Here is a 26,585-nt window from a genome sequence, read left to right as displayed (position 1 = left end):
ATATGAATAGTTGAGGCATTTTCTTGGTCTATCGCGCACGGGAGCGGGCAACGGTTGCACAATAGGACAAGCATTGACGCTTCTGCGTGTGCCACCCGCATGATATGTTGCGCATATGCAGATTGGTTCGATCCCGCCGCCGATCCATTTTTCATTGGCTGATTTTGTCGATGAAGAACGTCATGCGGCGCTTCTCGGGCAATATGACAAGTGTTCGCTCAATGCGGAGGCTGAGCCGCTGGTTCAACTTCCGCGCGCTTCGGGAAGTATTTATCGGTTGCCCGGTGTCGTGGTGTCGAAGAGCATCAGCACGCCGACGCGCACTCGCTTGCTGGCCGATCCGAGCAAGGCGGATGACGACCTGGCATTTGCGCTGATGGAGTGTCGGGGGCGCGTCGAAATCGATCATTGTGGCAGCGAATACGAGCTCGGCTACGGACAGGCCGCCTTGCATCGTTGCGACGAGAAGCTTGTGACGACGAACTACGGCATCGTCCGGAGCCTGTGCATCAAGATCCCGCGCGCATCTCTTCTGCCTTTGCTCGGTAATCGCGAAGAGGTGATCAATCACCCGATCGATCCGGCCAATCCTGCCTTGTGGATGCTCCGCAGCTACATCCCGACAGCAATCCATCCGACCACGCTTTCGAACGCTGCTACGGCGAGGCTCGCGGCCGACCACCTGAGGGATCTTGTCGTCCTCGCGCTAGGTCACCGCAGTGACGGTGCCGAAGCGGCACGCGAGGGTGGACTCAAGGCGGCACGCCTTGCCGCGATCAAGGCATGGATCGAATCGAACCTCGCCGAACCCGAGCTCACGCTCGACCACGCGGAGGTGCTCTTCGGCATTAGCCGGCGCACGATCCAGAACCTGTTCGAAGAAGCTGGCACCAGCTTTACGGTCTATGTCCGAGACCGCAGGTTGCAACGGGCACGCGAATGGCTCGCAGCGCCTGAAAGAGGGCACATGTCGATCAGCGAAATCGCCTATGATGTCGGTTTCGGCGACCTGTCCTATTTCAATAGGTCGTTCCGCAAGCGCTTCGGAATGACGCCCGGGGATGTGAGAAGGGGCAGTTCGCTTCTGCATTGACGGGTCGGCTGCGCCGCCTTCTCATTTTCCTACTCTTCGGAATTGCGGCAGGGCGGCGCTGTCATGGCAAATTCGATCCCTTTTCGCGCGTGCAGGTCTGTTGGAAAAGTGTCAAGCTGGTCCAACAGCCGCAAGATATTGAAAAACAGTATGAAACCGGCGATTGCGCCGCTTTACAGCGTGTCAATTGTGTCAAGTTTGTTGGAGACTGGGCGCGCCCTTTTCTGGCCCTTACCATCAGGACCATCTTTGGGTTGCTTTTCCGCGCCGCCACGCCTATCTGCGCGCGGTCTCATTCAATCGATGGGCAAACCGTGCGGGAGGTTCGCAAGCGCGAGCCGCTGGACCGCTTAACATGAAGGCGCTGGCAGGCGGGATCTCCGCAGCAGTGCCCGACAGTGTGAAAGGAGTGGCCTCATGGCCAAGAAGATCGAAGGCTATATCAAGTTGATGGTGCCCGCCGGCACTGCCAACCCCTCGCCCCCGCTGGGCCCGGCACTGGGTCAGCGCGGCGTCAACATCATGGAATTCTGCAAGGCGTTTAATGCTGCGACCGACAGCATGGAAAAGAACGCGCCGGTCCCGACGGTCATCACCGTCTATGCCGACCGCTCGTTCAGCTTCATCACCAAGCAGCCGACCGCGACCTACATGATCAAGAAGGCCGCCAAGCTGAAGTCTGGCTCGGGCGAACCGGGCAAGGTTTCCGCAGGCACGATCAAGGTGAGCCAGGTCAAGGAAATCGCGGAAGCGAAGATGGCCGACCTCAATGCGAACGATGTCGACCAGGCAATGAAGATCATCGAAGGCTCGTGCCGTTCGATGGGCCTCGACGTGGTGGAGGGTTGATCTGATGGCTAAGCAGACCAAGAAGCAGAAGACCGTTGCAGAGCTCGACAACGAGAAGCTCTACACCGTCGATGAAGCGATCAAGGTGCTCCGTGAGCACAAGGCGAAGTTCGACGAAACCGTTGAAATCGCGATCAACCTCGGCGTCGATCCGCGCCACGCCGACCAGATGGTCCGCGGCATGGTTTCGCTGCCTTCGGGCACGGGCAAGGATGTCAAGGTTGCCGTCTTCGCCAAGGGTGACAATGCCGACAAGGCTCTGGCCGCCGGTGCCGACAAGGTTGGCGCCGAAGACCTGATGGAAGACATGCAGAACGGCAATCTCGATTATGACCGCGTGATCGCCACGCCGGACATGATGGGTGTCGTCGGCCGTCTCGGCAAGGTGCTGGGTCCCAAGGGCCTGATGCCGAACCCGAAGCTCGGCACTGTCACTCCGAACGTGGAACAGGCCGTGAAGGACGCCAAGGGCGGCCAGGTCGAATTCCGCGTCGAGAAGATGGGCATCATCCACTCCGGCATCGGCAAGCTGTCGTTCAAGGACGAAGACCTGAAGGCGAACTTCAAGGCTCTGACCGACGCGATCGTCAAGGCGAAGCCTTCGGGTGCCAAGGGCAAATACGTCAAGAAGGTCTCGCTGACCTCGACGATGGGCCCGGGCCTCAAGGTCGATCTCGCCGAGGTGGAAGGCGCGTAATTATCAGGGGCGAGGATGCATCCGTATCCTCCCTTCCTCGCTCATGCGACCTGAAGGTCGCATCGCTGCGGGCGCCCGTCGGGCTTGCGAAGCCAAAGGCTTCGATTGGCACCGGGCAAATTTGATTTTCCTACAGCAATGTGGGTGACGTAAGGGCCGGGGGAAACCTCGGCCCTTTCTCATTTCCCGGAACGATCAGGCGCGCAGCAGGCCGCGCACGCGTGAAAGTGCGCCGCTCTTTTCGGCCAGTGTTCTCGCTCCCGATACCGCCGCGTCGAAGGCCTCGCGCGCGCCGAGCAGGGTGCGGTTGGCGATCGTCTTGCGCAGCAGAACGAAACTGGCGCATTCCACGCTATCCGTTCCGAACATGGCCTTGTGACCTCCGTCGCCCTCGGTGAAGTCGAAATAGCGGAAGCGGTTCTCTGCAAAGAGGCGTTCGAGCGCCTCCATCTGCAGTACCGTGCCGGGCGATAGTCGCGCCCATTCGGGATCGTAGCCGAGATAGGCATATACCAGCGTCTGCCCTTCGACAGGCAGGGTCAGATAGGCGATTGGCTTTTCGCCAGCGCAAAGCAAGTAGCAGCGCATCTCGCCGCGCTCCGCCTTTGCCAGCATGGATTGGCGCGCTTCGGGCGTTTCCGGAAGCCCCGCGTCGAGCAAGCGTGCCTGGTAAGTCTTGGCCGATAGCGGGATAGCCGCGTCGAGAAAGGCTTCAAGTTCAGCCGGTGTGCGGTGCTCGGTCACTTCGTATCCGCCGCCGCATTCCTTGGCGAGCTTGCGCTGCTTGCGCTTAAGCGTCGAACGCGTCTTGCCTGAAAAGCGCGCGAGGTAGTCCTCATAGCTTCCCGCCATATCGATATAGTGCCGCGGATAATCCTGCCGCCCGCCAGCGAGGTGATCCGGAAAGCTGCCCAGCAATGCGTCGATATGTTCTCGCGGTACGGACAGCACACGCAGGCCATCGGCAGCCGTTTCGCTATCCCCCATTGCAGGCAGCGATCCCGCGAGAATGTCCTCAAGCGAGAACTTCACCGTCGCAAGGTTGCGCGGCACGGCGAGCAGCCGCCGCGACCCGATGGTGAAGTCGATCGAGGTGCGGTCTTCGCTCACGTCGATGCCTCTCAAAGCGCGCCGTAGAGCGTGTTCGAGACAATCTGCTCGGCGACGCGGAGACTCGTCCGGATGGGACTTGCCGGAAGAGGTTCGACGTTGGAGGAATCGGACGGAAGCTGCGGCGGCGCATCGCGGTAATTGCCCGTTGTCACATTGCGCATGGTGGAGAGGCTTGAGCACAGCTTCTCGAAGCGGTTCCGCACGATCTTGTTCACTGCCAGCTTGCGCCGGTTGATGAGTTCGAAGCTGTGCGAGACGAGCGTGAAAGTAGAACGGTCGATATCGCGGGCATGGCGGATTGCCGCATTCATCTCCTTCAAGGACAGCGCTGTAATCTGCGCATGTCGCTGACCACCGCCCAGTGCGCCGATGCTGCCGACCGGAACCTCGATCACGCCATGATAGAGCACCGGCTCATGGTCGTCGGCGCCCAGAGAGATCTCGCAATACCCATCCTGGATGCCGGGGCAGTGGCTGGTGTCATAGCGAATGCCGAGCTCGGCGAGCGCTCGGAGCGTGTCGTCATTTGCGCCGTAATTGCCCGCGCGGAAGGCGACAGGCGGGGGTGCGCCGGCGGCGATGAGAGTTTCACGCGCATAGTCGAGCAGCCGGCATTGCTCATCGAAGGTGAAATCCTTGATGTTGTGACCGGTCTTCGCCCCAAGCGGATTGGCGTTACCGGCAAGTTCGAGCCATTCTGTATGGCAGTGCAGCTGGATGTCCTGGCCTGCATCGAGGATTGGCGCGACGATGTCCTCGATCGATGCCACGCCCCAGACCAGCGCCGGCATGGGATCGACGAAGAAAACGGCTCTCTGATCGTATTGTTCGAGCAGTTCGAGCTTGTGGGTGATCCCCGCCGGGCCGTCCGGCGTAAGGCAGGCGATCGAGCGCGCGTAATTCTCCGCGCGGTCGGCCGGCCCTGTGCCGGTCACCAGGCCCGAGGAATACTCGGTATCGATGGTTATGAATACGCTGGTCATCCCGCGCGCGACACTAGCGGGGAATGGTTAAGGCAGCGTTTTGGAAGGGGCGCGGGGGGGTCAGATCCCGCCCGGAGTAAAGTCGTAGCCTGCGGTCGACAGTCCGTCGCAAAGCGTATCGATGCAGCTCTGCAGATCATCCTTGCTCGTGGAGCGGATGACGAAATTGGCACCGACGCGCCCTTCGCGGAAGAAGGGGTAGCTGCCGATCTGGCAGTTTTCGTGGGCTTGTTCTGCCTCGCGCAGGATGTTGGCGACCTCGCTTTCGGCAACCCAGCAGCCGATCGTTTCGGTAATCAGCGGGGCGCCGCCTTCGAGCTCGCCTGTCAGCGCGTCGAGCATGCCTGCCGTGATATGCGGCACACCTGCCATCAGCACCACATTGCCGAGCCTGATACCGGGCGCCCCGGACATGCGGTTGGGGATGAGATCGGCGCCTTCGGGCACGCGGGCCATGCGCAGTCGGCCTTCGTTGAGGCCGCCCTTGTCGGCATAGTATTTCTCGAGAATTCCGCGCGCGGTGGGGTGGATGACGACCTCGACACCCAATGCCTCGGCCACGGCGTCGACGGTAATATCGTCATGCGTCGGACCGATGCCGCCGGTGGTGAAGAGATAATCGTTGTCGGCGCGCAGGGCATTGACCGCTTCGACGATCTTTTCCTGTACGTCGGGAACCACACGCACTTCGGCAAGGCGAATGCCCTGCACCTGAAGCCAGCTCGCGACCTGCGCGATATTCTTGTCATGGGTTCGGCCGGACAGGATCTCGTCACCGATGATGACGAGCCCTGCGGTCCAGATCTTCTCGCTAGCGCTCATGGGATGCAGCGTTAGGCGATACCGCGTGAGAGGTGAACCCTATTCGGCAGCCTCGAGCTGTTCGTCCGGCGCCATTGCATTGGCTCCGGCGCGGGTGAAGGTCAGCAGGCCGTCATCGACATCGCCTTCGCGCAGCTGCTTCTTGTCGAAGATGTAATCCTGGTTGAGCCTCCACGGATAAGTCGTCGCGCTCTTGGGCATGATCGACTTGCCGCGCTGGATATAGCCGGAGGAGAAATCGAACAGGTCGTCATCGACGATCTTCGCGCGCTCCGCATCTGTCAGAACCGGAGTGGCGAGATCGGTCCCGGTTTCGCGCATGTGATTGAGCACGCGGCAGATGAAATTGGAATTGATGTCCGCGCGCAGCGTCCAGCTGGCGTTGAGATAACCGAACACTACCGCAAGGTTGGGCAGGTTCGAGAACATGCAGCCCTTGTAATAATAGCGCTCGTTGAACTGGACAGGTTCGCCCGCAACGCTGACGTCGATCTTGCCGGCTATGGCCAGAGAAAGTCCGGTCGCGGTGATGATGATGTCGGCTTCGAGAAGCTCGCCGGATTTGAGCCGCACACCCTTCGCCTCGAACTTGTCGATGTGGCCGGTGACGACACTCGCCTTGCCCGATTTCATCGATTCGAACAGGTCGTCGTCCGGCACGAGGCACAGGCGCTGCTCCCACGGGTTGTAGGGCGGGGTGAAGTCGGTGAGATCGAAATTCTCACCCATCGACTTGCGGATACGCTTGTGCAGCCCTTCCTTCACCTTCTCAGGCTTGTTGCGAGCCATCTTGAAGCTGAAATCCTGCATCTTGATGTTCTTGAAGCGGGTGATCGCATAGGCGACTTTTTCCGGCAGGATCTTGCGCAGGAAATTGGCGATCTTGTCCTTGGCTGGGCGCGAGAACATCCATGTCGGCGTGCGCTGGAGCATGGTTACATGCGCGGCTTTGTCCGCCATCGAAGGCACGATGGTGACAGCGGTCGCGCCTGAACCGACCACCACGACCTTCTTGCCGGTATAGTCATAGTTTTCCGGCCAGAACTGAGGATGGATTACGTCACCCTCGAACTCCGAGAAGTCGAAGCCGGCGTCATAGGGATCGTCGTAATCGTAATAGCCCGAGCCGAGATAGAGGAAATTCGCCGTGACGAGATGGCGCTGCCCGTCATCGGTCTCGGTCGTGACATGCCAGCGTGCCTCGTCGGGGCGGAAGTCGGCCGAGATGACCTTCTGACCGAAGCGGATGTGCTCGCGGATACCGCGTTCGTCGGCAATGCGGTTGAGATAATCGAGGATCGCAGGACCGTCGGCGATCGACTTCTCATGCTTCCACGGCTCGAAGTCGAAACCGAGGGTGTGCATGTCGCTGTCCGAGCGGATGCCGGGATAGCGGAACAGGTCCCATGTGCCGCCAATCTGCTCGCGCCGCTCCACGATTGTGTAGCTGTGGTGCGGAGCCTTCATCTCCATATGTGCGGCCATTCCGATGCCGGAAATACCGGCACCTACGATGAGCACGTCGAAGTCTGGTGGTGTTGCGAGCATGGTTGCCTCTCTCCTGATGACGCGGATGTAAGCACACGCGCGGCTTGATTGCGAGTCCCGATAGCATTTTGCAACTGACTGAAAGGGGAGGATGGGCTAGGGCGCGCAACCATGCGCTTTCATATACTAACTTCCGCTACCTTTTTTGCGGTTTCATTTCCGTCACTTGTTGCCGCTCAAACGCCGGTTGAAAACAACGAGGACGAGACGATCGAAATCGTCGTGACGGGTCAGGGACTGGAGGCGCCGCTCTCGACGCTTGCCTATGCGGCAAGCGAGATCACGCGCGAGGAGATCGTTTCCACGACCTCGGGCCGGATCGAGGATGTGCTATCCACCACCGCTGGCTTCCAGCAATTCCGCCGTTCCGACAGCCGCTCATCCAACCCGAGCGCGCAAGGAGTGACGTTGCGTGCGCTGGGTGGAAACGCAACCAGTCGGGCGCTTGTGCTGCTCGACGGCGTGCCGATGGCCGATCCGTTTTTCGGCTATATCCCGCTGAGCGCCATTTCGCCCGAACAACTGGACTATATCCGCGTGACCCGGGGCGGTGGCTCTGGACCTTTCGGTGCGGGAGCGCTCGCGGGGACGATCGAACTCGAAAGCGCGTCGGCTGCCACGCTCGGTCCGGTCCAGGCGAGCCTTCTCGTCAACGACCGCGAAGAAACCGAGGCCAGCGCCTCCCTGTCGAGCAAGCTCGGTGCCGGGTTCGGCGTTGTCAGTGCGCGCTGGGACCGCGGACAGGGTTTCTACACCACGCCTACGGACCAGCGCGTCCCGGCAAGCGCCCGGGCAGCTTTCGACAGCGGGTCGGTCGGGCTGCGAGGCGTCGCGCCGGTTTCCGGCGATATCGAATTACAGGCGCGCGCGCTGGTATTCCGCGACGATCGGACCTTGCGTTTCGACGGTGCGGATTCTTCGAGCGAGGGTCAGGATGCGAGCCTGCGTATCGTCGGGCGTGGCGAGTGGCAGTTCGATGCGCTCGCTTACGTGCAGGCGCGCAATTTCTCCAATGTCGTGATCAGCTCGACCCGCTTCGTGCGAGTGCTCGATCAACGCAATAATCCGTCGACGGGGCTTGGCGGCAAGCTCGAAATCCGTCCGCCGGTGGGTGATGCGCATACCTTGCGCCTCGGAATAGACTATCGAAGGTCGAACGGCGAATTACAGGAAGAGGCATACAGCGCCTTCAGTGGCAACCTCACGGAACGGCGCCGGGCCGGTGGCACCAACTCCGATCTCGGACTGTTTGTCGAGGATGACTGGTGGTTCGGCCCGCTGACGCTGACCGGAGGCTTGCGAGCCGACCGGACGGTGATCTCGGACGGCTTCTACCGCGCGGTTGACGACAGCGGGGCGCTGCTCAGCGAAACGCGTGCTCCCGACCGCAGCGACTGGTCGCTCAGCTGGCGAGCCGGTGCTGCCGTGGATGCGGCGCGCGGCTTGCGGGTGCGGGCAGCCGCATATACCGGCCTTCGCCTGCCCACGCTCAACGAACTCTACCGTCCGTTTGTCGTCTTCCCGGTCGTGACCGAAGCGAATGCTGCGCTCGAGAACGAGCGGCTGGAAGGCTTCGAAGTCGGTTTCGATTATACGCCTTCGCGTAATGTCGAACTTTCGCTCACCGCATTCGACAACAGGGTCAAGAATGCCATCGCCAATGTCACGCTTGCGCCCAATCTGCGTCAGCGACAGAACCTGCCGGCGATCGATGCGCAGGGGGTCGAGGGCAACCTCGGGATCACCAGGGGGCAGTTCCGCTTTGACGGGTCGATCAGCTACACCGATGCGACGATCGATGGCGAAGGGCCATCTGCCACACTCGACGGCAACCGGCCCCCTCAGACGCCGCGCTTCGCGGCCTCGGCTCGGCTTGGCTGGACCTCGCAGGGCGGCTCCGAGCTCGCAGCGACACTGCGCCATGTCTCATCGCAGTTCGAGGACGACCAGCAGACCGATGTCTTGCCTGCGGCCACGACCATCGGCGCATTTGCCAGTATTCCTCTCGCGGGTTCGCTCAAGCTGGTGCTGCGCGGAGAGAACCTGACCGACGAGCGGATCGTCACGCGCAACTCCGGAGGTTCGATCGATCTGGGCGTTCCCAGGACCGTCTGGGCAGGGTTCCGCTACGGCTTTTAGCCTTGTTAACTCCTCCTGTGATAATTTTGCACCGCTGAACCGGCAGTGTTTTCTACGCACTTGTTCAAAGAATCCACAAACTGGTAAGAGAGCGTTACAAAATAACATCAGGTTGGAGAGGAACCTTATGAATCGTAAGTTTGCGTCCTATGCGGCTGGTTTGCTTGTCAGCACCAGTCTCGCGACCCCCGTTTTTGCTCAGGAAGAAGCCGAGGCACAGTCTCCCGCGGTCGATGACAATGTCATCATCGTGACCGCGACGCGCCGTGCCGAAAACGTGCAGGACATCCCCATCGCGGTGACTGCCGTCAGCCCGGCGCAGCTAGAGCGGCAGGGCGTGGTCAACGTGCAAGAGATTACTCAGGTCTCCCCCAGTTTCTCGACTTCGAATGCCCAGCTCGCATCCGGCTCGGTCGTGCTGCGTATTCGCGGTGTCGGCACGACGTCGAACAACATCGGTTTCGAAAGCGCGGTCGGCATCTTCATCGATGGTGCGTATCAGTCCCGTCCGGGCGTCGCACTGTCGGAGTTCGTCGACGTTGAGCGGGTCGAGGTTCTTCGTGGTCCGCAAGGCACGCTGTTCGGCCGCAACACATCTGCCGGCGCGCTCAACATCACCAACAGGCGACCCGATCTCAGCGAATGTCGGCGGTTTTGCCAACGCAACTTATGGCAACCGCGATCTCATCAGCGTTCAGGGCGCGGTCAACGCTCCGGTCATTCAGGATACGCTGGCTGTTCGCCTGACAGGTGCCTATCGCGAGCGTGACGGTTACTACACGCTGCTCAACGCCGACGGACAGGAAGTCGGCGAATCGAATGCAGCCGATCAGTACCTGCTGCGCGGTCAGGTCGGTTGGGAGACCGAAGGCGGTATCCGCGGCAGGATCATCGCCGATTATGCAAAAAGTGACGCTCCGTTCGGTGCCGCGCTCGAGGTGCTGCAGTCACCTGTCGAAACGGCAGGTCTTTTCGCTGCAGTAGGCCTTGGCGCACGTGGCGGCATGTCGGGTCCCGAAGTCGCAGTCAATCCGTTCGACACGATCAGAGCGCAGGCAGCTGCCGACAGCCGCATAGCGACGGTCAACTTCGAACCGGTCACCGACGTGAAGAACTGGGGTATTACCGGAGAGATCGAGATCCCTGTCGGGGCGAATGCCGACCTGATCTACGTCGGCTCCTATCGTGAGTTCGATTCTTTCGAGGCTTACGATTCCGATTTCTCGGGTCTCGATGTTTTCAATGTGACGGGCAACCAGACCGACATCAAGACGATGACCCACGAACTTCGCCTGCAGGGTGAAGCCTGGGGTGGCCGCCTGAGCTGGCTGGTCGGCGGTTATTATTCGGACGAGGACATCAACCAGGCTGCGTCGTTCGCGCTGGGTGAAGATTATGGCGAGCTTATCGGTGCCCTGTTTGCGGGTGCGACCGGGGGTGCGACCATTACCCCCGGAAGTCCTCTCTTCCTTGGAGCCAACCCTCTGACGGTTTTCTCTGGAGGCATTGATCCGGCCGGAACCACCAACACGAACCTTTATTCGCAGAGCAGCAAGAGCTGGTCGATCTTCACGCACAATACGTTGGAGATCACGGATAGTCTGGATTTCACCGTCGGCTTGCGCTGGTCGGACGAAAGCAAGGACGGCTCGTTTGCCCAGGGCAACAACACCAATACCCTGTGCCCGGCAATCCTCGGTTCGATTGGTGCCGGCAATGTTCCAGCGCCTTTCATCAACACTGTATTCGGGACCGGCTGTTTTGCCTTTACTGCACCGGCCGACCTGCCGGCGGCAGCGGTCTTCCCGCTCCCGCGGACTTTCTCGGACGAGTTCAAGGATGACGAGCTGATCTACACGGTCAAGCTCGGCTACGAGTTTGCCGCTCCGATCAACGTCTACGCCAGCTTTACGCACGGCTACAAATCGGGCGGTTTCAACCTCGATTCGACCGCTGCGGCGGGTGGCGCGGATCCGCGCTTCCTTTCGGAGGAGGTGGATGCCTACGAAATCGGCATGAAGGCGCGACTGCTGGACAACGCCGTTGTGCTGAACCTGGCGGCATTCCGCGAGGAGTTCACCAACTTCCAGGTTCTGGAGTTCACCGGAGCGCAGTTCCAGACCTTCAACGTGCCCAAGGCGAACACCCAGGGTCTCGAACTTGAGTCGACCATTCGGCCGAACGACAACTTCACCTTCAATTTGGGCGTCACTTACACCGATGCCGAATATCCAGAAGATTGCGCGGGCACGCAGACAGCGCCGAACGTGCTGGCACTTTGCGGCATTTCGCTGACCAATGCGCCCGAGTTCGTCGGTATCCTCGGCGGGCTTTACGAGCGTGAGGTCCGTAACAATTTCCGCTTCTTCATGAACAGCCAGATCCGGATGGAAAGCGATCGGCGCACGTCGACACAAGCTTTCGATCCTGCGAACCTGGCGGCACGGATCCCTGTCCCGTTCGATCAGCAGGACGGCAATGTGAAGATCAACGCGCGGATCGGCTTCGGCGATATCGACGAGGCTTGGACGATCGAAGCGTGGGGTACCAACCTCACCAACGAGATCACGCGCGGCGTTACCTTCAACACTGTGCTTCGTTCCGGCTCGCGTTCGGCCTTCATCCAGGAGCCGCGGAGCTACGGTCTGACGGTCAGAACCAAGTTCTGATCTGAAGGCCCTTCGCCCAAGCAAAAGGGGCGGTGGACTTCGGTCCGCCGCCCCCTTTTTCTGCGGTGGCCTTGCCTCCCGCGCCCTCCACCTTTCCGCCCGGATTGTGTCCCGGCAGGCTCCGGGTGGAAAGGTGGAGGGCGCGGGTCGGCCTGGCTCGTCAAATCGCCGACATTACATCGACCGCGCGATAAGCATTTTCATCACTTCGTTCGAGCCGCCGAAAATCCGGGTAATACGCGCATCGCGGTACATCTTTGCGATGGGATATTCGTTGATATAGCCGGCGCCGCCGTGCAGCTGCAGGCACTTGTCGACCACCTCGCTCTGGAGCTCGGTGACCCAGTACTTCGCCATTGCCGCAGTCGCTACGTCGAGCTCGCCCTTGAGCAGCTTCGCGATGCAGTCGTTGACGAAAACCCGCGCTGCCGTGCCGCGCGCCTTGAGGTCGGCAAGCACGAATTGCGTGTTCTGGAAGTCCCAGATCGTCTGGCCGAAGGCCTTGCGGTTCTTGACGTATTCGATGGTCGTCTCGAGCGCCTTCTCGATGCCCGTCGCCGCGCCCATGGCGATGACGAGACGTTCCTGCGCGAGTTCACCCATCAGCTGGTAGAAACCCTTGCCTTCGACGCCACCGAGGATGTTCTCTGCCGGAACGAAGACATTGTCGAAGAACAGCTCCGACGTATCGGCTGCATCCATGCCGATCTTGTCGAGCTTCTTGCCGCGCTGGAAGCCTTCGGCGCCTTCGGTCTCGAGCAGCATGAGCGAAATGCCCTTGGCGCGCTCATTGGGATCGGTCTTGGCGACGACCACGATGAAGTCGGCGGTCTGACCGTTTGAGATATAGGTCTTGGCACCGTTGATCCGATAGCCATTGCCATCCTTGAGCGCCGTTGTGGTGATGCTCTGCAGGTCCGAACCGACGCCGGGCTCGGTCATTGCGATTGCACTGACCAGTTCACCGCTCACCAGCTTGGGCAGGTACTTCTGCTTTTGCTCCTCGGTGCCATGACGGACGAGATAGGGCAGGATGATCGTGTTGTGCAGGCTCGCAGCGAAGCCATCGACTTCGTGTTTCGCCTGCTGGTCGAGGACCACCATGTCGTGGCGGAAATCGCCACCGTGACCGCCGTATTCCACGGGAACGGAGACACCGAGCAGGCCGGCCTGACCGGCTTCGCGCCAGAAATCGCGCTCTACCTGGCCGTTCTCGCGCCATTGCTGCACGCGCTTTTCAGGGGCGTGTTGCTTGAAGAACTTGCCGACTGCATCGGCGAAAATCGCGATTTCCTCGTCTTCCATGAACTCGGGTTGAGGTACGTCGATAACCGGCATCTTACTTACCTTTCCAATTGGGTGCGCGTTTCTCGGCAAAGGCAGCGGCGCCCTCGCGCGCGTCTTCGCTCATGAAAACCTGTGGGGTGAGCTTGGCCTGGTTGTCCCAGCGCTCGTCGCGGTCCCAGCCGCGCGATTCTTCGATGATCTGCTTCGATATTCTTACGGCGAGCGGGCCATTTGCGTTGATTGCCTGCGCCAGTTCCAGGGCACCGTCGAGTGCGGCGCCATCGGTGACGCGGTTGATCAGGCCGATCTCATGGGCACGTGCTGCATCTATGAAGTCGCCGGTCAGCGCCATTTCCATCGCCACCTTGTGCGGGACGAGATCGGGCAGCATCATCAAACCGCCGGCTGCGGCAGCTAGTCCGCGTTTCACCTCGGGAATGCCGAACTTCGCGCCGCTACTGGCGACGACGAGGTCGCACGCGATCATCAGCTCGAGCCCGCCCGCCAGCGCATAGCCTTCGACGGCAGCGATCAGAGGCTTGGCAGGCTTCTGCTGGACCAGGCCGCCGAAGCCGCGCCCTTCGACAACAGGGCTTTCGCCGCGCAGGAATCCCTTCAGGTCCATGCCAGAACAGAAGGTTCCGCCCGCGCCTGTAAGAATGGCAACGCGAAGGTGATCCTCGCTGTCGAGCCGGTCGAGCGCTGCGGCGATACCTTCTGCAGCGGCCTTGTTCATCGCATTCTTTGCTTCGGGCCGATTGATCGTGATGATCAATATGCCGTCGCGCTCTTCGGTAAGAAGCTCTTCGCTCATCCGGGCTCTCTCCATATTGGCAGGTGTTGCGTCTCTTTCCCGGACTTATATAACTAGGTGGAACAACATGTCCACGGACTCAGACGTGGCCCCATCAAAAGGAATAGAATCGATGGCCGAAGCCTACATTATCGACGCGGTCCGCACGCCTCGCGGTATTGGCAAGCAGGGCAAGGGCGCGCTCGCCGCCGAACATCCGCAGCATCTTGCGGCAACGGTGCTCAAGGCGATTGCCGAGCGCAATCACCTGGACACGTCGACTGTCGACGATGTGATCTGGTCGGTTTCCACGCAGGACGGCATGCAGGCTGGCGACATGGGCCGCATGGCCGCCCTCGACGCGGGCTACGACATCACCTCCAGCGGCACGACGCTCGATCGCTTCTGCGGCGGCGGCATCACGAGCGTAAACCTCGCGGCGGCGCAGATCATGAGCGGGATGGAAGACTGCATCGTCGCAGGCGGGACCGAGATGATGAGCTTGACGGCCGCGATGTCGAAAGAGAAGATGCAAGCGGGTCTCAAGCCGCCCATGATGGGCAGCTATAACGAGCGGCTGCAGAAGGTGCATCCGCAGAGCCATCAGGGCGTTTGCGGTGATGCCATTGCCAGCATGGAAGGCTTTACGCGCGAGGAACTCGACGAGGTCGGATATCGCAGCCAGCAGCGCGCAGCCGAGGCGATCGAGGAAGGACGCTTTGCGAAGTCGGTCATTCCGGTGACCGATGACGAAGGCAATGTGATCCTCGACCATGACGAGTATCCGCGCCCTCAGACGACGAGGGAAGGGCTCGCTGAACTCGAACCCGCCTTCACCAAGATCGCCGATGTTCCGCTCGACGCCAAGGGCACGACGTTCCGCAGTCTCGTGAACCAGAAATATCCCGATCTCGAGATCCAGCACTTCCACCATGCGGGCAATAGCTCCGGCGTGGTCGATGGGGCAGCAGCCGTGCTCGTGACGAGCAAGGAGTATGCGCAGAAGAACGGCCTCAAGCCGCGTGCACGCATCGTGGCGACAGCGAACATGGGCGATGATCCGACGCTGATGCTCAACGCGCCGGTTCCGGCCGCGAAGAAGGTGTTGGAGAAAGCCGGGTTGACGATCGACGACATCGACCTGTTCGAAATCAACGAAGCGTTCGCGGTCGTTGCGGCCAAGTTCGTGCGCGACCTCGGCCTCGACTGGGACAAGGTCAACGTCAATGGCGGTTCTATCGCGCTGGGTCACCCGATCGGTGCGACCGGCTCGATCCTGATTGGCACGATTATCGACGAATTGGAGCGGCGCGACCTCAAGCGCGGGCTGGTGACGATGTGCGCGGCAGGCGGCATGGCGCCGGCCATCATCGTCGAGCGTGTCGACGATTTCGTAGACTGACGCAGCTGTGAGTATTGCCGACAACACGCCCGTCATCATCGGGGTTGGTCAATATTCGGAGCGGGTGGGAGAGCCCGGTTACGAAGCGCTTTCCTCGATGGACATGGCGGGCAGGGCACTCGCCGCGGCCATCGAGGACGCGGATGCCTCGGGCGATGTGGCGGGCGCAATCGACACGCTCGCGGCGATCCGGCAGTTCGAGATCTCGCGTCCCGACCGCGATCCACCTTTCGGCGGGGCCGACAATCCGCCGCGCGCCATAGCCAAGCGGGTTGGTGCCGATCCGAAGCGGGCGATTCTCGAAAAGACGGGCGGCAACTACAACCAGAAGCTGGTCGGCGAGTTCGCGGCCGATATCGCCAATGGTGCAAGCGAAGTCGCGGCAATCGTCGGTTCGGAGGCGATTTCCACCGTGCTGGCGCTGTCGGCCAAGGGCGAAAAGCCCGATTGGTCGGAGAACGTGGGCGGCGAGATGATCAATCGCGGCTACGGCCTCGAAGGGATGATCGAACCTTCGCTCATCCTCCACGGGGCGACGGGTGCGATCCCGCTCTACGCTTTTTGCGAGAATGCCCGGCGCAAGAAGCTGGGAATGTCGCTGGAGGAATATCGCCTCAAGATCGGGGAATTGTTCGAACCCTTTACCCGTGTAGCGGCTGCCAATCCTCATGCCGCCGCCCCCGTAGAGCGGAGTGCCGAGGAGCTGGCGACGGTGACCGATCGCAACCGCATCGTCGCCGAGCCCTATACTCGGATGACCGTCGCGCGCGACCAGGTGAACCAGGCTGCGGCGATCCTCATCGCCAGTGCGGAAAAGGCGCGCGAGCTGGGTATACCGGAAGATCGCTGGGTTCATATCCATGCAGTCACGAACAAGGTCGAGCGCGAGCTGATGGCGCGGCCCGATCTCGCTGCCTATCCAGCCGCCGAAGCATCGCTGACGGAGGCGCTGGAGCGCGCCGGTAAGACGGCTGGCGACATCACCTATTTCGATTTCTATTCCTGCTTCGCAATTCCCGTGTTCAACGCGATCGAAACGCTCGGGCTCGCGCCCGACGATCCGCGCGGACTGACGCTTACCGGCGGACTGCCGTTCTTCGGCGGAGCGGGGAACAATTACTCGGCGCATGCTATCGCCGAAGCCGTTCAGCGAGTGCGCGACGATCGCGGCAGCTACGCTCTCGTCGGCGCGAATGGCGGCATGCAGAGCAAGTATGCCACCGGCATCTACTCGACCGAACCTGCCGACTGGTCGGACAATGATCGCTTTATCGATCTCGGTGAAGAGGAGGGCGGCGAACCGCGCAGCTTTACTCCCCACGAAAGCGTCACTGTCGAGACCTATACGATCAATCGCGGAAAGAAGGGTGACACGGCGATCTATATCGGCCGCAACGCGGATGGGGAGCGTGTCTGCGGCGATGCGGATCTGACGCACGATCACACCGCCGCCGTGTTCGAAGGTGGCGATCCGTTCGGCGCGAAGCTTTCGGTCAAGCAGGACGAGCGCGGCCGCAATATCGGAAGGCTTGCCAGCTAGTTCGTCGGAAACGGATCCTTGCTCGGCCGCTTTGACAGGAGCGGACTTTTCTTGTAGATAGTTTCAAACGAAACTAAATCGATTCTGCGAGTGAGGACCCCAAATGCCCGACCTGTTTGAAAATCCCGCCGGCCTCGACGGCTTCGAATTCGTCGAGTTCTGCGCCCCCGAAAAAGGCGTGCTCGAACCCGTGTTCGAGACGATGGGTTTCACCCATATCGCGACGCACCGTTCGAAGGATGTCCACCTGTGGCGCCAGGGCGGTATCAATCTCATCGCGAACTACGAACCGCGCTCGGCAGCCTGGTATTTTGCGCGCGAACACGGCCCATCCGCTTGCGGCATGGCTTTCCGCGTCCGCAACGCGGCCGAAGCCTGGGAACACCTGATGGATCAGGGCGCAGAGCCGGTCGCGGTCGAAACCGGTCCGATGGAGCTAGCTATCCCGGCGATCCGCGGCATCGGCGGCGCGATCCTCTATCTCGTCGATCGCTATGAGGACGAGAACGGCGAAGGTCTTTCGATCTACGACATCGACTTCGAGTATCTGCCGGGCGTCGACAAGCATCCCGAAGGTGCCGGTTTCAAGCTGATCGATCACCTGACGCACAACGTCTACGGCGGCCGGATGAAGTTCTGGGCCGACTATTACGAGAAGCTCTTCAACTTCCAGGAAATCCGCTTCTTCGACATCAAGGGCGAATACACTGGCCTAACGTCAAAGGCGCTGACAGCGCCCGACGGCAAGATCCGCATCCCGCTCAATGAAGAGGGCGATGGCGGCAAGGGTCAGATCGAGGAGTTCCTGCGCGAGTTCAACGGCGAAGGCATCCAGCACATTGCGCTCATCTGTGACGATCTGCTTGCGGCCTGGGACAGGCTCAAGAAGCTGGGCGTGCCGTTCATGACCGCTCCGCCCGGGACCTATTACGAAATGCTCGAGGAGCGCCTGCCGAACCACGGCGAGGATACCGAGCAACTCAAGATGCGCGGCATTCTGCTCGACGGCACAACCGAAGGTGGCCAGCCGCGCCTGCTGCTACAGATCTTTGCCGAGGCGCAGGTTGGTCCGGTGTTCTTCGAGTTCATCCAGCGCAAGGGCGACGAAGGCTTTGGCGAGGGCAATTTCAAGGCCCTGTTCGAAAGCATGGAACGCGACCAGATCCGCCGCGGCGTGCTCGAAGTCGAAGGAGAACCGGCAGAATGAGTGCAATCAAGCCATCTGGAATCCATCACGCCGCCTATCGCTGCAAGGATGCGAAGGAAACGGTCGAATGGTACGGCCGTGTCCTGGGCATGGAATACACCACCGCCTTCGCCGAGGATCACGTTCCCTCGACCGGTGAATACGATCCCTACATGCATGTCTTCCTCGATGCTGGGAACGGCAACATCCTCGCCTTCTTCGAACTGCCCAACCAGCCCGATATGGGGCGCGATGAAAACACGCCGCAATGGGTGCAGCATCTCGCCTTCCGGGTTGGTTCGGAAGAGGAACTGCTCGCAGCCAAGAAGCATATCGAGGCCGAAGGCATCGACGTGTTGGGCCCGACGCACCATGGCATCTTCAAATCGATCTACTTCTTCGATCCCAATGGTCACCGGGTCGAGCTGGCTGCGGATATCGGAACTTCGGACCAGTATGATGAACTGAAGCGCGTTGCGCCGCTCATGCTCGACGAATGGAGCGAGACCAAGAAGGCTCCGCGCCATGCCGACTGGCTGCACGAAATCGCCCGGAAGGAAAACGGCGTCGATTGAGTTTCTCACGCGATTATCCCGAATAGCCGATCCAGACAGCAGGGGCGTCGCCGTAATAGTAGCGCCCCTGCGTTGCTGTTACGGGGGATATTCGCCACTATAGGCGCCTCCTCATTTCCTGTGGGGCCATGGAGATTAGTGTGACAGCCGCGATCTTGCCGCGACATTTCGTCGAGAAGCCGTGGGGACAGGCTGGTCTCCCCGCACATTTCGGCGGGCGAGAGGAAAAAGTCGGCGAAATCTGGTTCGACCGCCCGGAAGAGCCGCTTCCGCTTCTTTGCAAATGGCTCTTCACCTCCGAAAAACTCTCGGTCCAGGTGCACCCGAGCGACGAGCAGGCGCAGGCGCGCGGGCTCGCCTCCGGTAAAGAGGAATGCTGGATCGTCACCGCGACCGAGGGCGATGCGCGGCTGGGCATCGGTCTGACGCAGCAACTGTCGGACGAAGAACTTCGAGAGGCTTCGCTTTCGGGTGCGATCGAGGACATGCTCGACTGGAAGACGGTCGCTCCGGGTGACTGGTATTATATTCCGGCAGGCACGATCCATGCGATCGGGGCCGGCGTCCAGCTGGTCGAGATCCAGCAGAATGCCGACATCACCTATCGTCTCTACGATTATGGCCGCCCGCGCGAATTGCATCTCGATGACGGAGTAGCTGTTTCCAGACCTGCGCCCTATTCAGGCAACTGCGGCACTTCTCCGACCTCGCCGGGCCTGCACCGACTGGTAGCTTCACCCTATTTCACCATCGATCGGGTCATTGGTGAGGTGGACCTGAGCAGGCAGCCTGAGGGGGACTGCTATTGCATCCCCGTAGCGGGTGAGTTCGAAATCTCCGGGCAGATATTCGAACCCGGCGAGGTGGCACTTTGCCCTGTCTCGGAAATACAGCCGAAATCCGGAAGCTGCGACCTGCTGATCGCTCAAGCCGTTTGACCTGCGCACAGAAAAAGGGCCGGAGCTTGCGCCCCGGCCCTTCTCCGCTTCCTAACCCCCCAGTTAGAAGCGCGTGCGAATGCCGAGGCGGAAGTTGCGCCCGATGGCATTGCCGATGAAGGGGTTGTAGCCGAGCGGCAGGTAAGCGTCGGCCGGCTCTTCATCGAAGATGTTGAGCGCTGCAGCCGTCAACTGGACGTCCGCAAACTCGACCGGGAGCGTGTAGTTCAGTACCAGATCGTGCTGGATGTAACTGCCGCTGTTCCGTCCGAAGTTGCTTCCTGCCGGAACGCCCGCAATGGCGAAGCACGGATCGCCCGTGCAACGTTCATCGGTCACACCGTCGATGTAATTCACCGAGTAGCGCGCATTGAGGCCGCCTGTGTTGACGTTGACATAACCATTCCCGCGCCATTCGGGCAGTGTGCCCGGATCGCGGAAGTAGTTGCCGAAGCCGACTGCGTCATAAGAAGCGGCCACGAGTACGTCGTTCACGAAGAAGTCGTCCGTCTTGTACTCGAGGTTCCACGTCGCATTACCGCCGATCGAGATCACGCCGAAGCCGGCATCGATGTCGTAGTTGGCGGCGAAGTCGATCCCGCGAACCTTTACATCGGGACCGTTGACCCACTGCGTGCTGACACGTGCGATGTCGATGCCCGTGGTCGTTCCCTGGACGCAAGTATTGCCGGAGAAAGTAATGAGCCCCACCAGTGCGCTCGAACAATCGACCGGTAGCGTACCGCTGGTCTGACCGTTCGATACGAAACTCGCGATCGCATCTGCCGGCGTGATGACGATCTGGTCCTGGAAATCATAGGTCCAGAAGTCAGCACTGAATGTGAACGGGCCGGTGTCGACAATGAAACCGAGGTTGTAGGTAAACGCGGTTTCAGGATCGAGGTTCGGGTTACCGTTGATGTCGACCGACTTGTAGTTGCCGCCTGCTGCCGTAAGGCCCTGCAGGGCGGTGACGAAGTTGTCATCGACGTTGCTGGCAAGAGGACCGCGGAAGGTGGTGCCGACCGAACCGCGCAGCGTCAGCCAGTCGGTCGCTTCGAAGCGAACCGCAGCCTTCGGATTGAGGGTCGAACCGATCGGGTCGCCATAATCCTCGAACCGCAGAGCCGCCGAGACTTCGAGATTGTCGAGGATCGGCAGCTGCAGCTCGGTGAAGAGCGCATAGACGCTCTGGTCGAGAGCAGTCGGACGCGTGCCACCCAGGAAGATGAACGGTCCGACGCCTTCGGTCGGCGTGCCGACGCAGCTCTGATCTCCCTCGATGAAGCAAGGGTTGATGTTGAGGTTCGATTCATCCCGCAGCGGGCGGCTGATGAAGTTGTTCTTACGGTACTGGGCACCGACTGCGAAGTTGACTTCACCGCCCGGCAGTTCGAAGCCGGTTCCGCCCGACAGGACCCCGTCGAGAATGAACTGCTCTTCCCGCTGGAACGTGCCGTTGGGAATCTGCAACCATGCAACCAGATCCGGGCTGTTTTCGAAGCCCGGCTGATAATAGGGGTTTGTGATGCCCAGAGCCGGGTTTTCCGGCCCGGCAAGCACGAACGGGTTGAACCATTGGCAGCCATTGGCACCAGGCGTCGTACCGGTGCAATCCGCGCCGCCAAAGCCGTTGAGCGCGGCCTGCAGGCGCGAACCGACGATGCCCGGAGCATAGGCGTCACGTGCCGAACGCCAGTAGGTTCCGTCGATATTGAACGTGAGCTTTTCGCTCACGTCGAATTCGAGGCCAGTGTTGACGCGCCAGGCGTTGTTCTTGGCAAGGCCTGTGCCCGAACCGCGCTCAGGATCGAGCGGATTGCCGATGAAACCGAACGGACGGTAGTAGACGTTGGTAACCCGGAAAATAGCTCCGTTTGCGCCCCCTGATTGCGGGAGCCCCTGCTGGTCGAGGAATGCCGCCACCGCAGGGTTCGCTGGTGACGTGGTAAAGGCACTCACGAAGCCCGAACCATTGGGACCCTGAGTCGGTGGGAATGCAGGCGAATAGTTCAGGCTTTCGAGATCGGTCTTGGCCCACAGGGCGCCGGCATGCCAGCGGACGCTGTCGGAAAGATCCGCTTCGGCCTGGGCGTAGACCTGGTAGCGGTCCTCGTCCTCGGTAATGTTATCGAACGGAATGTAGGTGAAGCGGCAGACCGGCGGCGTGTTGAACCCGCCCAATTCGTTGCAGCCCTGATCCTGTGACAGCACGGTATTTACACCGCCCGCACCGATATAGGTCACGGCGAACAGGCCAGGGGTCGCCAGCGCCGAATAGCCCGATGCGTTCACGTCGTAGGATTGGCTGGTGTAGTCACGCGCGGTCGTGGCAAGCTCCGAACGGTGCTGCCAGCCAGCGCCGACCATAAGATTCACGCTGCCGAAGTTCTTACCGATCAGCGCGCTGATGTTGTAATTGCCATCCGACCCGTCGATGAAGGTCCAGTCGCCGGCGATTTCCACGCCGTCGAAGTTCTTACGGGTGATGAAGTTGGCAACACCGCCGATGGCGTCGGAGCCGTAGGTCGCGGCTGCACCGTCCTTCAGGATCTCGACCCGTTCGAGGGCAAACAGCGGAATCAGGTTGGTATCGCTGAAGCCATCGCCCGGAGCCTGAATCGTGCGGCTGCCGTTGAGCAGGACGAGGGTGCGTGTTGCCCCGAGACCGCGCAGGTTGATCGAGCCGTTGCCCTGGAAACCCTGTGCCGCTGTAGAGAACTGGTTGGTATCGCCGAGAACCGAACCAACCGAAGGCAGTTCCTTGATCAGTTCAAGCGGCGAGGTGATGCCCTTGTTCTGCAGTTCCTCCGTCGAAACGACGTCGACCGGCAGGGCGGCATCTTCGGGCGTGCCGCGAATGAGCGAGCCGGTGACGATGATCTCGCGGTCGTCGGCTGCGCTCTCGTCTCCAGCATCCTGAGCGAATGCTGGCGCAGAAAGCGCACAGCCAGCGACCAGTGCCGAAATGGCGCACGTGTGGCGTAAGCTGAATTTTCTCATGATCCTCTCCTCTCCCTGAGGGCGCGTTCTTAAGGACGGCATACCCTGCAATCGAAAATACTGAATGAATCGTGCCCCGTGTCAAGGTTTCATGTAAGGAAATTAGGGAAATCCTCCTTGAGGTGCGCGTTTGCGCCACAGTTGGGAGAAGGAATAAACTGCCGCGAGGGATACACGAGTGGCGTTGCGAGGACCCGCCGCCACTCCTCGGTCGAAATTTCGAGACAGTTTTGCCGAGCGCCGGCGCGATCTGCGAAGTCACTCGAAATCGGTCATACCTGATATTCGAATAATGCCATGCTCCGCTTGACGACCGCCAGTCCGCTGCTTCGCGCTTGCGCTGGTTCGAAATCGTGAAAACCCATGACGAAGCAGCACGCGCGGCTGGCAGTATGCGCTGCGAGCTGGCCCGTTTCGGCACCCGCTCCGGAACGGGTCGCAATCATCCCTGCCGCCCGGGTTCTGGACCGGACTGCCGAGTGAGCCTTCAATCAGGCGGAACCTGCTTCCGCCGCCGCTTTCTCCGCCGCCATTCGCCGCAGCGCGACACTCGCGCGCCAGTAGCAGAAGATGGCGACCGGGGTGAACGAGGCGATTACCAGCAACGCCTGGCGGAGGGATTGGTCGCCGTAGCTCTCCGCGAAGATGTCCGACAACACGCCGACCATTGTCGGGCCTATGCCAAGTCCGATCAGGTTGATGATCAGCAGCGTTACTGCCGCCCACACGGCGCGCATCTTCAGAGGCGCGAGCGTCTGGATCATGGCGAAGGTCGGGCCGAGGTAACAGGACTGGAATAGCACGGCGATGAAATAGATGCCGACCGCCAGCCAGGCGCTTTCAACCACGTAGAAAAGGATGAGGAAGGGCAGGGCGATTGTCTTGAGCGCTGCAACCATCAGCGGCTGGGCCTGCATCCCGTATCGCTCGGAAAGGCGGTTGGCGAGCCAGCCGCTTCCGAGTCCGCTTGCGACGCCGGCGATGGCGAGGAGCGGTGCGACGATATTGCCGACCTGCAGCGTATTGAGACCAAACGAGCGGATCAGATAGGCCGGTGTCCAGCCTGTCAGCGCATAGCCGATCATCGAGGTCAGTGTGACGCCCGCCACCAGCCACACCGCCGCGCGATTGGCGAAGATCGTGCGGAAGCCTTCCCAGACCGAAGGCGTTTCGTCGCTTTCGACCGCGCCCGGTTCGGCCCGGCGCATGGGTTCGGTGGCGAAGATCTTGACGATGATTGCCAGTGCAACGCCCGGCAGGCCGATCGCTATGAAAGCGGTGCGCCAGTCGAAGAAGTAGGTAAGATTGCCGCCGAATATCTGTCCGGCAGCAGCGCCCAGCGTGACGCCGAGTGAATAGATCGAGAGCGCCAGAGCCCGCTTTTCTGCGGGATAGAGATCGGCGATGATCGAATGGCTCGGCGGGCTCGATCCTGCTTCGCCGATACCCACGCCAATTCGCGCTGCCAGCAATTGGATGAAGTTGTTCGCCAGACCGCAGGCCGCCGTCATCGCGCTCCACAACGCAAGCGCGATTGAGATGATGTTCACCCGGTTCATCCGGTCGGCGAGCGCCGCCACCGGGATACCGAGCGTCGCGTAGAAGATCGCGAAGGCGAAGCCGGACAGCAAGCCGAGCTGTGTGTCGGTCAGCAGCAGGTCTGCCTTGATGTCCTCCAGCAGGATGGCGAGGATTTGCCGGTCCATGTAGCTGAAGAAATAGGTCGCGGTGAGCAGGAACAATGTCACCTGCCTTGCGCGCGGTGACACTTCGTTATGCGGCGCAACCGTAGTGGCGGCGGGAGCCGCAGCCTGTGAACTCATTACTCTCTCCCCGGATGCCGGCACTGCCTGCTGACAGTATGCCGGTCATCCCTCAAACTTGTCTTGGCGCTGTTTCGCTTCAGTTGAAGCGTTCGCCAGCTTCTGCCTTCTTTCGAAGATAGTCGCTCACTGCGAGGCCGTGTTTCTCAAGGCCCGACACCACGGTATCGAGCCCGATCGTGTCCGCCCAGAACATCGGGCCGCCGGTATAGAGCGGCCAGCCGTAGCCGTTGATCCAGACCACATCGATGTCGCTGGCGCGCTGCGCCATGCCTTCATCGAGGATCTTCGCGCCCTCGTTGACCATCGGATAGAGCAAGCGCTCGCGGATCTCTTCCTTCGAGATGTCGCGCTGTTCATTGCCCTCCTTCGCGGCAAAATCGGCAATGATCTGCTTTACTTCGTCCGAAGGTGTGCGCTGCCGCGCCTCGTCATAATCGTAAAAGCCCTTGCCGGCCTTCTGACCGAAGCGACCAACTGCGCATAGCGCCTCGCGAATGGTCGTGACCTTGCTCGGATCGCGGTGCCAGCCGATGTCGATCCCGGCGAGATCGCCCATCTGGAACGGCCCCATCGGGAAGCCGAACTCGAGCAGCACGTCATCGACGTCCCAGTAATTCGCACCTTCCATGATGAGCTTGTTGGCCTGTTCCTGGCGCTTCGACAGCATGCGGTTGCCGATGAAGCCGGGGCATACGCCTGAGACCGCCGCCACCTTCCCGATTTTCTTCGACAGCTTCATCACCGTTGCGAGCACGTCGTCGCGGCTTTTCTCGCCGCGCACTACCTCGAGCAGTTTCATCACATTGGCGGGCGAGAAGAAGTGCATGCCGAGGACATAGCCCGGACGCTTGGTCGCCTGCGCGATTTCGTCGATGTTGAGATAGCTTGTGTTGGAGGCGAGGATTGCCCCTTCCTTCACCACGTCGTCGAGCTTGCCGAAGACGTCCTTCTTCACGTCCATGCTCTCGTAGACGGCCTCGATAACGAGGTCGCAATTGGCGAGATCGTCATAGGAGAGCGTCGGCGTGAGCAATCCCATCGCCTGATCGACCTGCTCCATCGTCATCCGGCCCTTCTTGGCCGTGTTCTCGTAATTCTTTCGCATGACCCCGATCCCGCGGTCGAGCGCTTCCTGCTTCATTTCCAGGATAGTGACCGGGATTCCGGCCGACAGGAAGTTCATGGTGATGCCGCCGCCCATGGTGCCGGCCCCGATGACACCGACCTTCTTGATCGGAATCAGCGGAGTATCGGCGGGAACGTCGTCGATCTTGTTGGCGGCACGTTCGGCGAAGAAATAGTGCCGCATGGCAGCGCTTTGCGTGCCGCTCATCAGCTTGGTGAAGAGCTCGCGCTCCTTCTTCACGCCTTCGGCATAGGGCAGTTCTCCTGCCGCCTTGACCGCTTCGATCGCGGCGTTGGGTGCATCGAATCCGCGCATCTTCCGGCCGTTCTTTGCACGGAACTGGTCGAAGATATCGGGATTGGCGACGCCGTCCTGATTGGCATTGCCTTCGCTGCTGCGCGGGACCGGCTGTCCGATCTTGGACCTGGCGAAAGCGATCGCGTCCGCTTCGAGGCTGTCCTCGCCGACGATTTCGTCGAGCAGTCCGATCTCCTTTGCCTTCTTTGCCGGGATCGGATTGCCGATCGCGACCAGGGGCAGGGCGGCTTCGGCGCCTACCAGCCTCGGCAGGCGCTGGGTTCCGGCGGCACCCGGAATGAGGCCCAGCTTCACTTCGGGCAGGCCCAGCTTGGCCGAGGGCACGGCGACGCGGTAGTGGCATGCGAGCGCGACCTCGCAGCCACCGCCCAGCGCGGTTCCGTGGATCGCGGCGACCACCGGCTTGTCGCTCGCTTCCATCTTGTCGAGCGCTTCGGGCAGGCTCGGGCCCTGCGGCGGCTTGCCGAACTCGGTGATGTCGGCGCCGGCAAAGAAGGTGCGTCCGTCGCAGCGGATTACGACCGCCTCGACACCGTCATCGGACAGTGCCTCTTCGATACCAGCCGCGAGACCGGCGCGGACTGCCTGGCCCAAGGCGTTGACCGGAGGATTGTCCGAGATGATGACCAGAACATTGTCATGGCGTTCGGTGCGGATGGGGGATGTCATGGCGTGCTC

At 60.9% G+C, this 26,585-nt stretch carries 20 protein-coding genes; 11 read left to right on the top strand and 9 right to left on the bottom strand.

What is annotated here, in order from left to right:
• Window positions 1-115 precede the first annotated feature (115 nt).
• From CCE89_RS04580 to rplA, 3 genes are all read left to right on the top strand, one after another.
• On the top strand, window positions 116-1,093 hold the full coding sequence (locus CCE89_RS04580) for a helix-turn-helix transcriptional regulator (RefSeq protein ID WP_086436791.1): 978 nt from the start codon (window positions 116-118) through the stop codon (window positions 1,091-1,093).
• Between the two features lie 417 nt (window positions 1,094-1,510).
• Window positions 1,511-1,942: a 50S ribosomal protein L11 gene (rplK, locus tag CCE89_RS04570; RefSeq protein WP_086436789.1), complete on the top strand. Its 432-nt coding sequence runs from the start codon at window positions 1,511-1,513 to the stop codon at window positions 1,940-1,942.
• Window positions 1,943-1,946: 4 nt separating this feature from the next.
• Window positions 1,947-2,639 (top strand): 50S ribosomal protein L1, encoded by a 693-nt coding sequence (rplA, locus tag CCE89_RS04565; RefSeq protein ID WP_086436788.1) that lies wholly within the window; start codon window positions 1,947-1,949, stop codon window positions 2,637-2,639.
• 195 nt (window positions 2,640-2,834) lie between these two features.
• Here the strand turns inward: rplA and CCE89_RS04560 are convergent, their stop codons facing one another.
• From CCE89_RS04560 to CCE89_RS04545, 4 genes are read right to left on the bottom strand one after another with little or no spacing between them, the layout of a single operon-like run.
• Window positions 2,835-3,749, bottom strand: coding sequence for a GNAT family N-acetyltransferase (locus tag CCE89_RS04560; RefSeq protein WP_086437014.1), 915 nt, complete (start codon window positions 3,747-3,749; stop codon window positions 2,835-2,837).
• 11 nt (window positions 3,750-3,760) lie between these two features.
• Window positions 3,761-4,735, bottom strand: coding sequence for a polysaccharide deacetylase family protein (locus CCE89_RS04555; RefSeq protein WP_086436787.1), 975 nt, complete (start codon window positions 4,733-4,735; stop codon window positions 3,761-3,763).
• Between the two features lie 60 nt (window positions 4,736-4,795).
• Entirely contained in the window at window positions 4,796-5,557 is a 762-nt protein-coding gene (locus tag CCE89_RS04550; RefSeq protein WP_086436786.1) for a competence/damage-inducible protein A, read from the bottom strand.
• 39 nt (window positions 5,558-5,596) lie between these two features.
• On the bottom strand, window positions 5,597-7,105 hold the full coding sequence (locus CCE89_RS04545; RefSeq protein ID WP_086436785.1) for a flavin-containing monooxygenase: 1,509 nt from the start codon (window positions 7,103-7,105) through the stop codon (window positions 5,597-5,599).
• A gap of 111 nt (window positions 7,106-7,216) precedes the next feature.
• Here CCE89_RS04545 and CCE89_RS04540 point away from each other — a divergent pair, with 111 nt between their 5' ends.
• The 3 genes from CCE89_RS04540 to CCE89_RS04530 all read left to right on the top strand — a co-directional run bounded on the left by CCE89_RS04540 (window position 7,217) and on the right by CCE89_RS04530 (window position 11,913).
• Complete coding sequence (locus tag CCE89_RS04540) at window positions 7,217-9,244, top strand: TonB-dependent receptor (protein ID WP_086436784.1); 2,028 nt, start codon at window positions 7,217-7,219, stop codon at window positions 9,242-9,244.
• Window positions 9,245-9,371: 127 nt separating this feature from the next.
• On the top strand, window positions 9,372-10,013 hold the full coding sequence (locus CCE89_RS04535; protein ID WP_086436783.1) for a TonB-dependent receptor plug domain-containing protein: 642 nt from the start codon (window positions 9,372-9,374) through the stop codon (window positions 10,011-10,013).
• Complete coding sequence (locus CCE89_RS04530; protein WP_234989954.1) at window positions 9,931-11,913, top strand: TonB-dependent receptor; 1,983 nt, start codon at window positions 9,931-9,933, stop codon at window positions 11,911-11,913. The genes CCE89_RS04535 and CCE89_RS04530 overlap by 83 nt, the downstream gene beginning before the upstream one ends.
• Before the next feature lie 174 nt (window positions 11,914-12,087).
• Here CCE89_RS04530 and CCE89_RS04525 read toward each other — a convergent pair whose 3' ends face one another.
• Together CCE89_RS04525 and CCE89_RS04520 are read right to left on the bottom strand one after the other, a co-directional pair.
• Window positions 12,088-13,251 carry an acyl-CoA dehydrogenase family protein gene (locus CCE89_RS04525; protein ID WP_086436782.1) on the bottom strand — a complete coding sequence of 388 codons (1,164 nt, stop codon included), beginning with the start codon at window positions 13,249-13,251 and terminating at the stop codon, window positions 12,088-12,090.
• Window position 13,252: 1 nt separating this feature from the next.
• Window positions 13,253-14,014 (bottom strand): crotonase/enoyl-CoA hydratase family protein, encoded by a 762-nt coding sequence (locus CCE89_RS04520; RefSeq protein ID WP_086436781.1) that lies wholly within the window; start codon window positions 14,012-14,014, stop codon window positions 13,253-13,255.
• 112 nt (window positions 14,015-14,126) lie between these two features.
• Between CCE89_RS04520 and CCE89_RS04515 the strand changes: the two genes are divergently transcribed.
• The 5 genes from CCE89_RS04515 (at window position 14,127) to CCE89_RS04495 (ending at window position 19,634) form a co-directional block, all read left to right on the top strand.
• The gene (locus tag CCE89_RS04515; protein WP_086436780.1) at window positions 14,127-15,395 is read left to right on the top strand and encodes an acetyl-CoA C-acetyltransferase; all 1,269 of its coding nucleotides are present in this window, start codon (window positions 14,127-14,129) and stop codon (window positions 15,393-15,395) included.
• 7 nt (window positions 15,396-15,402) lie between these two features.
• The gene (locus CCE89_RS04510; RefSeq protein WP_234989935.1) at window positions 15,403-16,935 is read left to right on the top strand and encodes an acetyl-CoA acetyltransferase; all 1,533 of its coding nucleotides are present in this window, start codon (window positions 15,403-15,405) and stop codon (window positions 16,933-16,935) included.
• A 103-nt stretch (window positions 16,936-17,038) separates the two neighbouring features.
• Entirely contained in the window at window positions 17,039-18,142 is a 1,104-nt protein-coding gene (gene hppD, locus CCE89_RS04505; protein WP_086436779.1) for a 4-hydroxyphenylpyruvate dioxygenase, read from the top strand.
• Window positions 18,139-18,696, top strand: coding sequence for a VOC family protein (locus CCE89_RS04500; RefSeq protein ID WP_086436778.1), 558 nt, complete (start codon window positions 18,139-18,141; stop codon window positions 18,694-18,696). The genes hppD and CCE89_RS04500 overlap by 4 nt, the downstream gene beginning before the upstream one ends.
• A gap of 140 nt (window positions 18,697-18,836) precedes the next feature.
• Window positions 18,837-19,634 (top strand): class I mannose-6-phosphate isomerase, encoded by a 798-nt coding sequence (locus CCE89_RS04495; protein WP_086437011.1) that lies wholly within the window; start codon window positions 18,837-18,839, stop codon window positions 19,632-19,634.
• Window positions 19,635-19,697: 63 nt separating this feature from the next.
• Here CCE89_RS04495 and CCE89_RS04490 read toward each other — a convergent pair whose 3' ends face one another.
• The 3 genes from CCE89_RS04490 to CCE89_RS04480 all read right to left on the bottom strand — a co-directional run bounded on the left by CCE89_RS04490 (window position 19,698) and on the right by CCE89_RS04480 (window position 26,576).
• A complete protein-coding gene (locus CCE89_RS04490) occupies window positions 19,698-22,637 on the bottom strand; it encodes a TonB-dependent receptor (protein ID WP_086436777.1) in 2,940 nt (979 codons plus the stop codon).
• Between the two features lie 491 nt (window positions 22,638-23,128).
• Complete coding sequence (locus CCE89_RS04485) at window positions 23,129-24,460, bottom strand: spinster family MFS transporter (RefSeq protein ID WP_086436776.1); 1,332 nt, start codon at window positions 24,458-24,460, stop codon at window positions 23,129-23,131.
• Between the two features lie 79 nt (window positions 24,461-24,539).
• The gene (locus CCE89_RS04480; RefSeq protein ID WP_086436775.1) at window positions 24,540-26,576 is read right to left on the bottom strand and encodes a 3-hydroxyacyl-CoA dehydrogenase NAD-binding domain-containing protein; all 2,037 of its coding nucleotides are present in this window, start codon (window positions 26,574-26,576) and stop codon (window positions 24,540-24,542) included.
• Window positions 26,577-26,585: the final 9 nt, after the last annotated feature.

Source organism: Altererythrobacter xiamenensis (genome assembly GCF_900177715.1).
GTDB lineage: Bacteria > Pseudomonadota > Alphaproteobacteria > Sphingomonadales > Sphingomonadaceae > Erythrobacter > Erythrobacter xiamenensis.
This window is presented reverse-complemented; position numbering and strand designations above follow the sequence as displayed.